Origin of the sequence: Azospirillum sp. TSO22-1, from assembly GCF_003116015.1 — a bacterium.
Lineage (GTDB): Bacteria > Pseudomonadota > Alphaproteobacteria > Azospirillales > Azospirillaceae > Azospirillum.
On sequence record NZ_LGQZ01000198.1, the window covers coordinates 1 to 8707 of the forward strand.

Consider the following 8707-nt stretch of genomic DNA (forward strand, 5'->3'; position numbering starts at 1 on the left):
GACGCCCCCGCCCCGCCCGAGCTGCCCATCCCCACCGCCCCCGCCAAGGGGCAGTGCGAGGTGGTGGTCTACAGCGCGGCGCACAGCGGCACCGTGGCCGGCCTGTCGCCAGAGCGGCGCGACCTGCTGGTGCGGGTGTGGGCCGACCGCTACCGCGACCTGCTGGCCATGCCCGAGGTCGCCTTCATCATGCCCTTCGAGAACCGCGGCGAGGAGATCGGCGTCACCCTGCACCACCCGCACGGCCAGATCTACGCCTTCCCCTTCGTGCCGCCGGCGGTGGTGCCGCTGGTCGAGGCGTTCCGCGCAGGCCCCGTGCTGGCCGACCTGCGCGAGCGCGTCGGCGACGCCTACGACGTCGCCGGCAACGACCGGGCGGTGGCCTTCGTGCCGCCCTGCGCGCGCTTCCCGTCCGAGGTCTGGATCATGCCGCGCGCCTTCCACCCCGGTCCGTGGACCTTCGACGACGCCGACGTGGCCGCCTTCGCCGCGGTGCTGGGCGAGGTGGTGGCGCGCCTCGATGGCCTGTACGGCAAGCCGATGCCCTACCTGTGCATCCTCTACGCCGCGCCGCGCGGGGAGGAGGCGCACTTCCACTTCCACATCCAGATCTACCCGTTCCTGCGCACCGCCGACCGGCTGAAGTACCTGGCGGGGTGCGAGCAGGGGGCAGGCATGTTCCTGGTGGACGGCCTGCCCGAGCAGATGGCCGCCCGCCTGCGCGAGGTCGCCTTATGAGCGCGCTGTTCTCCGAACTCTTCGCCGCCATCCCGGCCGCCGTGGCCAGGGCACCGGCCCGCGCCAACCTGCTGGGCGAGCACACCGACTACAACGACGGCTTCGTACTGCCGACTCCCCTGCCCTATCTCACGACGGTGGCGCTCGGCCCCGGCCCGGCCGGCATGATCGAGGCGCACGCCGCCCGCTTCGGCGAGACGAAGACCCGTGCGCTCGACGCGCCGCCGGCCGGCGACTGGCTGGATTATGTGCTGGGCTGCGTTCGGGTGGCGATGCAGGAGGGGGCGGCGGTGGAAGGCGTGCGCGTCGCCATCGACAGCGACGTGCCGATGGGCGCCGGCATCTCCAGCTCCGCGGCGCTGGAGGTGGCGACGCTGCGTGCGCTGCGGGAGTGGCTCGGCCTGGAGATCGACGACGTGCAGGTGGCGAAACTCGGCCAGCGGGCGGAATCCGGCTATGTCGGCATGCCCTGCGGGATCATGGACCAGATGGTCAGCTCGCTGGGGACGCCGGGGCAGGCCCTGTTCCTCGACACGCGCTCGCTGGAATACCGGCTGCTGGCGCTTCCCGCCAACCACGCGCTGGCCGTGGTGCATTCTGGGGTGGCGCACCGGCTGACCGACGGCGGCTACCGCCAGCGCCGCTCGGAATGCGAGGCGGCGGCTTCGGCGCTGACGGTGAAAAGCCTGAGGGAGCTGGACGTGGCCGACCTGCCGGCCATCATGGCGTTGCCGGAGCCGCTGAACCGCCGCACCCGGCACGTCGTCACGGAGAACCGCCGGGTGCTCGACGGCGTCGCGGCCTTGGAACGGGGCGACGCGGTGGAGTTCGGCCGGCTGATGGTGGAGAGCCACGCCTCGCAGCGCGACGACTACAACGTCTCCCTGCCGGAGATCGACGCGCTGGTGGAGACCGCCCTGAAGCACGGTGCGCTGGGCGCAAGGCTGACCGGAGGCGGGTTCGGCGGCTGCATCATCGCGCTGGTGGAGGATCCGGCGTCGTGGTGGCCGGCGGTGGCCGCCGAACACCCCGCGGCGCGGCTGGTCTATCCGCGCTGAACGATCAGGCCGCGCTGAACGATCAGGCCGCGCTGAACGGTCAGGTGTTCTCGGTCGCCAGCTTCAGCGCGAGGCCACGCGCGTCGAGGAAGCCGGGGTGGCGGGTCACCAGCTTGCCGCCGGCGTAGACGCTCCACGCGCTCTGGAAGCCGGCGCCCTCGTAGGTGATGTCCACGCGGCGGCTGCCGTTCTGGACGCGGAAGTGGCGCGGCGAGATCTTAGTCCACACGGGCTTGGCGGGCATCTCGGCGGTCCTTATGGTTAACGGATACTGCATCGTATCCTGGACCCGACCCCTTAATGGCTCCTTAAGGCCACAGCCCGCGAACACGGCACAGAAGGAGGGGGACTAGCCCGTTCGATCCCCCTACTCCGCCGCCAGCGGCACCAGGACCGGAGCGGGCGCCGGCGGGGCGTCGGCCGGCGGATCGCAGGCGTCGATCTCCGCGAAGAAGGCGCGGATGGCGGGCATCGTCTCCATCCACTGCTTCTGCAGCTCGATGCCGGCGCCGACGCAGTTCAGCACGTAGGTGGACCAGCTCAGCGACGCCAGGAAATAGCCCAGGGAGTAGACGCCGCCGTCCACGTACCACGCGCCCACCACCCAGGTGCACAGGTTGGTGACGTTGACGATCAGCCCGCGCCCGAAGTTGAAGACCAGGAAGCGCTTGCCGGTGTACTCGCCGAAGCCGGCGTAGGCGCCGAAGCGCTCGTCGTACTCCTGCACCGACTGGCGCTGCTTGCCCTCGACGACGATCCCCAGCAGGTTGCGGAAGACGTGCGTGTGCCAGCGCTGGCGTTCGTAGTCGAGTTCCTGCAGGCGGGTGTAGAGCGGCTGCAGCACGGTGTTCAGGTACACCGTCGCCAGAATGTCCAGCGCGCCGCCGGCGATGGCGATCAGGCCGATCAGCGGGTACCACCACAGCAGCAGCACCAGCGTCACCACCGCCGGGATGGTCAGCGGGACGGCGGTGCGGACGAAGGCGTTGACGAACTGCACCAGCACCACTTCGCCGCGCTCGATGATGGCCTGCTGCATGGCGGTGTCGCGGCCATTCTTGCCGACGCGCTGCTTCAGCACGCGCTTCAGCATGCTCACGCCCAGCTGCCGCGGCCCGGCGTACTGGAACCCGCTGAGATCGACGCGGCCCAGCACGTAAGGCAGCATGTTGCCGTGGCAGACCCAGAACAGGAAGGCGGTGGCGATCATGTAGTAGGTGGCGTGCAACTGCTCATGGCGCGCCATGGCGTCGATCACTTGCCCGCCGAACAGTGGTACCACCAAGTCGCCGGCCTTCTGCAGCATGATGAGTGCCGAGATCGCGGCGAGCGGCTTCCAGAACGGCAGGAACAGGCTCAACACCCTTCTGACGATCGGCAGCATGACAACCCCTGTAACTGTGTACGCGTCTGGTGACAGACTGGCCGCAGGGGATTAAGTGAATCTGAACTTCGGCAAATGTCCCACGAATGCTTTACCAAGCGCAATGGGAGGGAATGCTTTTGCGGCGGCGATTTTGGGGTACTTACCCTCACCCGGCCGCTGCCGCGGCCACCCTCTCCCGGGACGGGAGAGGGATGAGGGCCTCGCGCTCCGCCAGGTACCGTTGCAGCGCGTGATCCAGCGACGGCAGCCCCGCCCCGCGCTCCGAGCGCAGGGCGCTGTACGCCGGCCGTTCGGCGATCCACCCCAGGTCGGCCGCCGGCACGCCCAGCACCCGCTCCGGATCGAGCCCCGCCCCGCGCACGGCGGCGCGGGCGAACTCGGCCCAGGTGACCGCACCGGTGTTGGCGAGGTGCCAGACTCCCCGCTCGCGGTCCATCAGCAGGTCGAGCGCCACGTTCACCAGATCCGGCAGGTAGGTCGGCGACACGGTGACGTCGCACGCCGCCGAGAAGTAGCGCCCGCCCGCCACGGCGCGGATGGCGCGGGTGGCGTCGTTGCGCTCGTCCCAGGGGCCGAACAGCGCCCCGGCGCGCACCACCAGGGCATCCGGATGCACCGCCAGCACCGCCCGTTCCGCCTCCAGCTTGCCGCGGCCGTAGGCGCTCAGCGGCCGGGCCGCGTCGCCCTCGGCGTAGGGTTGATCGGCGGCGCCGTCGAACACCAGATGCGTCGAGAAGCCCAGCAGCGGCACACCGGCCGCCGCGCAGGCGCGCGCCAGCACCTCGGCGGCGTGGACGTTGTCGCGGCGCGCGCGTTCGGCGCGCACTTCGGCCTCGTCCACCCGCGTGCGGCCGGCGGCGTTCACCACCGCCCACGGCCGATGCCGCGCCAGAGCCGCATGGACGCTGCCGGCGTCGGTCAGGTCCAGTTCGGCGCGCGGCAGCAGGCGGTACTCCAGCCCGCGCACCACGCACAGCCGCGCCACCGCGTCGGCCAGCGTACCACCGCCGCCGGCGATCAGCAGCGGGCGCGGCGCGTGCGCCGGCGGGCTCCAGCGGTTGCGGCTGACGACATACGGACAGCCGCGCACCGGGGTCCGGTGGAAGCGGTCCTCGCGGTGCCACCAGCCCGGCCCATCGAAGGCCGGGTGGTCGGCCGTCCCGCCCGCCGCCAGATCGCGGATCAGGTGGGCGAGCGCCGTCGGCCGGATCTCCGGCCCGCGCACGTCGAACACGCCGCTCTCGTAGAAGCCGTCGCGCCGGGTCAGCAGGCTGTTCCAGTCGTAGGAGCCGAGCAGCGCCCACGCCGTCACCGCCCGAATATCGACGCCACGGTCGCGCAGCCGGTGCGCGCCGTCCCAGGCTTCCTTGAACCAGCGCAGCTGCTCCTCGCGCGACGAGCCGTTGTGCACCTCGGTGGCGGCGACCGGCAGGCGGTAGCGGTGCCACGCCTCCTCGATCAGGCTCTCCAGCCCCTCGACGCCTTCGGCGAGAACGCGGATCGCCTCGACATCGACGTGCCGCTCGCCGCCCTCCTCGGACGGCCGGACGCCGGGGTAGCGGCGCACGCGCTCGTCCAGAAAGCGCTCGCTGGTCAGGTAGTGGTCGATGCCCAGGATGTCCGGCGGGCACGGGTCGGCGGCCAGTTCGTCCAGCGTGTCCTGCATGCCCGACGGCGCCAGATAGTCCCACAGCGGGTGCTCGCGGGTGACGCGCCCGGCCAGCAGGTCGAAGGTCAGCCAGCGGCGGTGGTTCTCATGCTCTGCCTGCCGGGCCATGCGCGGCGTGGAGTGCGCCTTGCCGAGGTCCTCGGTCTGCACCAGCTTGGCGTCGGGATTGACCGCGCGGATCGCCTTCATCGCCAGCCGGGTCGCCTGCACCTCGTTGATCAGGATGCGCAGGAACACCCGGTGGTCGCGGGCGTGCGGGAACCAATGGCCGTACAGGCCGCAGAAGCGCGCGGTGGTCAGCGGCTCGTTGATCGGCGTGTAGAGGTCCAGCCACGGGTAGCGCCCGGCCACGCGGGCGGCGTAGGCGGCGAACTTTTCGGGGAAATCCGGCTGCGTCAGGTCGGTGCCGCGCGGGCCGTTGCCGTGGTGCAGCAGCGTGGCGATGGGATTGACGCCCCGGTCGCGCAGCCGCGCCAGCCGCTCGTCGGTCCAGGCCCAGCCGTCGCGCTCCACCCGCTCCCACAGCACCGGATAGCGGATCGCGGTGATGCCGAGGCCGGCGAAGGAGTCGATGTCGCCCGGCCGCTCCTGGTGGCCGCTCAGCACCGTCTGGTCGACAAAGCCGTTGCGGAGGCGGACCACGGAGCACTCCACCCCGCCCCAAAGCTCGATCTTTCGTTCTGCGCGTGACGGCACGGCCCGTCCTCCCGGCTCCATGAAGGACGTCCGGTGTCGCGCAGTTATGGTTACCCATGTGTTAAGAAATGCCGCGGCCGGACTTTGTCACACCGCAAGTCGTTGCCCATTCTTGTCACAACCCGGCAAGCACAAGCACGCCGCGGATCACCGCCGCCTATCCCTTTGCGCCTCCCCACCAGCCCTGATTTGGTTATTTTTCATTAACCATACGCCGCAAAGACTTCGCGCACCTTCTCCGGGGTCCTCCGCGCCGAGGGCCGCCAGCATACCGACGATGAACCGACGAAAAGCGGAGCGAAGCGTGCAGCGCATCACCCTCTCTCTCGATGGCGATTGGGACTTCCAGTATCTCGGCGACGAGGACGTGGCCCTCGAGGACGTCGCCGTGTGGCGCACCGCCACCGTGCCCGGCCCCTGGCAGGCGCAGTTCGACGACCTGCGCGAGCGCCAGGGCCGTGCTTGGTACCGCCGCAACGTGGAGATTCCCGCCGACTGGGCCGGCGCCCCGGTGTTCGTGCGCTTCGGCGCGGTGAACTACCATGCCCGCGTGCTGGTCAACGGCATTGAGGTGACGGCGCACGAGGGCGGCTACCTGCCGTTCGAGGCTCCGGTCGGCCGCTTCCTGCGCCCGGGCCGCAACGAGATCGCCGTGGCCGTCACCGCGCCGACCGACGATCCCGACGCCTACCCCGAGTTCTCGATGGCCGAGACGCCGTTCGGCAAGCAGAGCTGGTACGGCCCGCTGTCCGGCATCTGGCAGTCGGTGACGCTGGAGCGCCGCGCCGCCGACCACCTCACGGCGATGCGCCTCGTCCCCGCGCTGAAGGACGGCACCGTCACGGTGGCGATCCAGCTCGCCCAGCCGCTGCGCCGCGACCACGACGTCGAGATCGAGGTGACCGGGCCGGACGGCCCCTGCGCCCAGCTGGTGGTTACCGCCGCGGCCGGGCAGGACCGCGTCGAGACCACCGTCACCGTGCCCTACGTGCAGGCGTGGTCGCCGGAGAGCCCGACGCTCTACCGCCTGACCGCCACGCTGCGCCAGGACGGCGAGGCGGTGGACAGCCGCGCCGACGCCTTCGGCTTCCGCACCGTCGAGACCAGGGACGGCCGCATCTGCCTGAACGGCAAGCCGATCATGCTGCGCTCGGCCCTCGACCAGGACTATTACCCGGACGGCATCTGCACGGTCCCCTCGGCGGAGTTCCTGGAGGACCAGTTCCGCAAGGCGAAGGAGCTGGGGCTCAACTGCCTGCGCCTGCACATCAAGGTGCCGGACCCGCGCTACTACGAGGTCGCGGACCGCATGGGGCTGCTGATCTGGACCGAGATCCCCAACCCCGGCCGCCTGACCGAGCCCTGCGCCCAGCGCATGGAGGCGACGCTGAAGGGGATCGTCGAGCGCGACGGCAACCACCCCTCCATCATCTGCTGGACCATCATCAACGAGAACTGGGGCACCGATCTGGTGCACAACCAGGAGCACCGCGACTGGGTCAACCGGACCTACCGCTGGCTCAAGGCGTTCGACCCGACCCGTCTGGTGGTGGACAACTCGCCGCTGTGGCCGAGCTTCCACGTCCAGTCGGACATCGAGGACTATCACTTCTACGCCGCCCTGCCCGACCACCGTGAAGCCTGGGACGGCTTCGTCGACCGCATGGCAAGCCGGCGCGAGGCCACCTACAGCCACCACGGCGACGCCCGGCGCACCGGCGGGGAGCCGCTGATGTGCTCGGAGTTCGGCAACTGGGGCCTGCCCGACCCGAAGAAGCTGCGCGGTCCGGACGGCCGGGAGCCCTGGTGGTTCGAGACCGGCCACGACTGGGGCGAGGGCGTGATGTACGCCCACGGCGTCGAGACGCGCTTCCGGTCCTGCGGCCTGGACCGCGTGTTCGGTACCATGGAGAAGTTCGTGGAAGCCGCCCAGTGGCAGCAGTTCCGCGCGCTGAAGTACGAGATCGAGGCGATGCGCCGCCGTCCGGAGCTGGCCGGCTACGTCATCACCGAGTTCACCGACTGCCATTGGGAGTCGAACGGCCTGCTCGACATGCGCCGCAACGAGCGCGCCTTCCACCACGTCTTCCACACCATCAACGCCGACACGGTGGTGGTGCCGACGTGGGACCGCGTAGCCTACTGGGAGGGTGAAACGATCAAGGTCGGCCTCGCCGCCGCCAACGGCCGCGGCGACACCATCCGCGGCACCGAGCTGCGCTGGAGCCTGGACGCCACCGGCGCCGGCGGAACCGAGCCGATGGACCTGACTCCGGGCGTGCGGCACGGCAAGGACGCGGTGTTCGAGGCCCCGCACGTCGATGCGCCGGAGATGGTCCGCCTGGAGCTGGAGATCGACACCAGCAACGACCTGCTCGCCACCAACCACGTCGAACTGGCCATCCACCCGCGCCGCAACGGCCCCTCGGCCGGTAAGGTCTCGGTGTGGACGCCGGACGCCGACCTAACCGAGCGTTTCTCGGCGCTGGGCTACGGCACGGCGTCCGACGCCCTGTCCGCCGACGTGGTGGTCGCCCGCCGCCTGGACGACGACCGCTGCGCCGAGGTGCGCGCCGGGGCGCGTCTGGTGCTGCTGGCCGACGAGCCGCAGGACCTGCAGCCGGTCTTCCCGCACTTCCAGAACGTCCGGGTGACGCCGCGGCACGGCTCCATGTGGCTGGGCGCCTGGGCCTCGTCCTTCTCGTGGGTCAAGCGTCAGGGGCCGTTCGCCCGGCTGCCGGGCGGGCCCCTGATCGACCACAGCTTCGACCGGGTGATCCCCAACCACGTCATCGCCAACTGCACCACCTGGGACTTCCAGGCCCGCGTGCACGCCGGCATGGTGGTCGGCTGGGTGCACAAGCCGGCGGCGCTGATCGTCGAGCGCGACTGCGGCCATGGCCGCATGGTCGCCACCACCTTCCGCCTGCTGGAGGACGCGCCGGGCGCGGACCCGACGGCGACCACGCTGCTGGACGGCCTGGTCGAGCTGGCGCTGAAGGGGCGAACTGTCGCCGCCGAGATGGCGCGCGAAGGCGTGGAGTAAGGGGAGCGTATAAGCCCTCCCCCATCCCCGATGGGGGCGTGGAGCCGGTGCCATAGGCAACGAGCGCCGAAGGCGATCGTAGGCGGAGCGCGGTCGCCCGACTTGCGGGCGAC

At 70.7% G+C, this 8707-nt stretch carries 6 protein-coding genes; 3 read left to right on the top strand and 3 right to left on the bottom strand.

The features are described 5' to 3' along the window. Together TSO221_RS33420 and galK are read left to right on the top strand one after the other, a co-directional pair. Window positions 1-738: galactose-1-phosphate uridylyltransferase (locus TSO221_RS33420; protein ID WP_109122780.1), on the top strand; the 738-nt coding region annotated here is incomplete at its 5' end. Continuing rightward, entirely contained in the window at window positions 735-1796 is a 1062-nt protein-coding gene (galK, locus tag TSO221_RS33425) for a galactokinase (RefSeq protein ID WP_109122781.1), read from the top strand. The genes TSO221_RS33420 and galK, both read left to right, overlap by 4 nt. Window positions 1797-1836: 40 nt before the next feature. On the opposite strand, the gene TSO221_RS33430 is transcribed toward galK, so the two are convergent. The 3 genes from TSO221_RS33430 to TSO221_RS33440 all read right to left on the bottom strand — a co-directional run bounded on the left by TSO221_RS33430 (window position 1837) and on the right by TSO221_RS33440 (window position 5494). Then, window positions 1837-2040, bottom strand: coding sequence for a hypothetical protein (locus TSO221_RS33430; protein WP_109122782.1), 204 nt, complete (start codon window positions 2038-2040; stop codon window positions 1837-1839). Between the two features lie 123 nt (window positions 2041-2163). Next, window positions 2164-3180, bottom strand: a complete 1017-nt coding sequence (locus TSO221_RS33435) for an ABC transporter ATP-binding protein (RefSeq protein WP_146208991.1) — start codon at window positions 3178-3180, stop codon at window positions 2164-2166. A 148-nt stretch (window positions 3181-3328) separates the two neighbouring features. Further along, the gene (locus TSO221_RS33440) at window positions 3329-5494 is read right to left on the bottom strand and encodes a family 1 glycosylhydrolase (protein WP_199229739.1); all 2166 of its coding nucleotides are present in this window, start codon (window positions 5492-5494) and stop codon (window positions 3329-3331) included. A 358-nt stretch (window positions 5495-5852) separates the two neighbouring features. On the opposite strand from TSO221_RS33440, the gene TSO221_RS33445 reads away from it, so the two are divergent. Further along, complete coding sequence (locus TSO221_RS33445) at window positions 5853-8594, top strand: sugar-binding domain-containing protein (RefSeq protein WP_109122785.1); 2742 nt, start codon at window positions 5853-5855, stop codon at window positions 8592-8594. The last annotated feature ends 113 nt before the right edge of the window (window positions 8595-8707 follow it).

What these genes read in the sequence shown, in the direction of transcription:
- galK (WP_109122781.1), top strand. Translation starts at nt 735, where the DNA reads ATGAGCGCGCTGTTCTCCGAACTCTTCGCCGCCATCCCGGCCGCCGTG.
- TSO221_RS33430 (WP_109122782.1), bottom strand. Translation starts at nt 2,040, where the DNA reads ATGCCCGCCAAGCCCGTGTGGACTAAGATCTCGCCGCGCCACTTCCGC.
- TSO221_RS33435 (WP_146208991.1), bottom strand. Translation starts at nt 3,180, where the DNA reads ATGCTGCCGATCGTCAGAAGGGTGTTGAGCCTGTTCCTGCCGTTCTGG.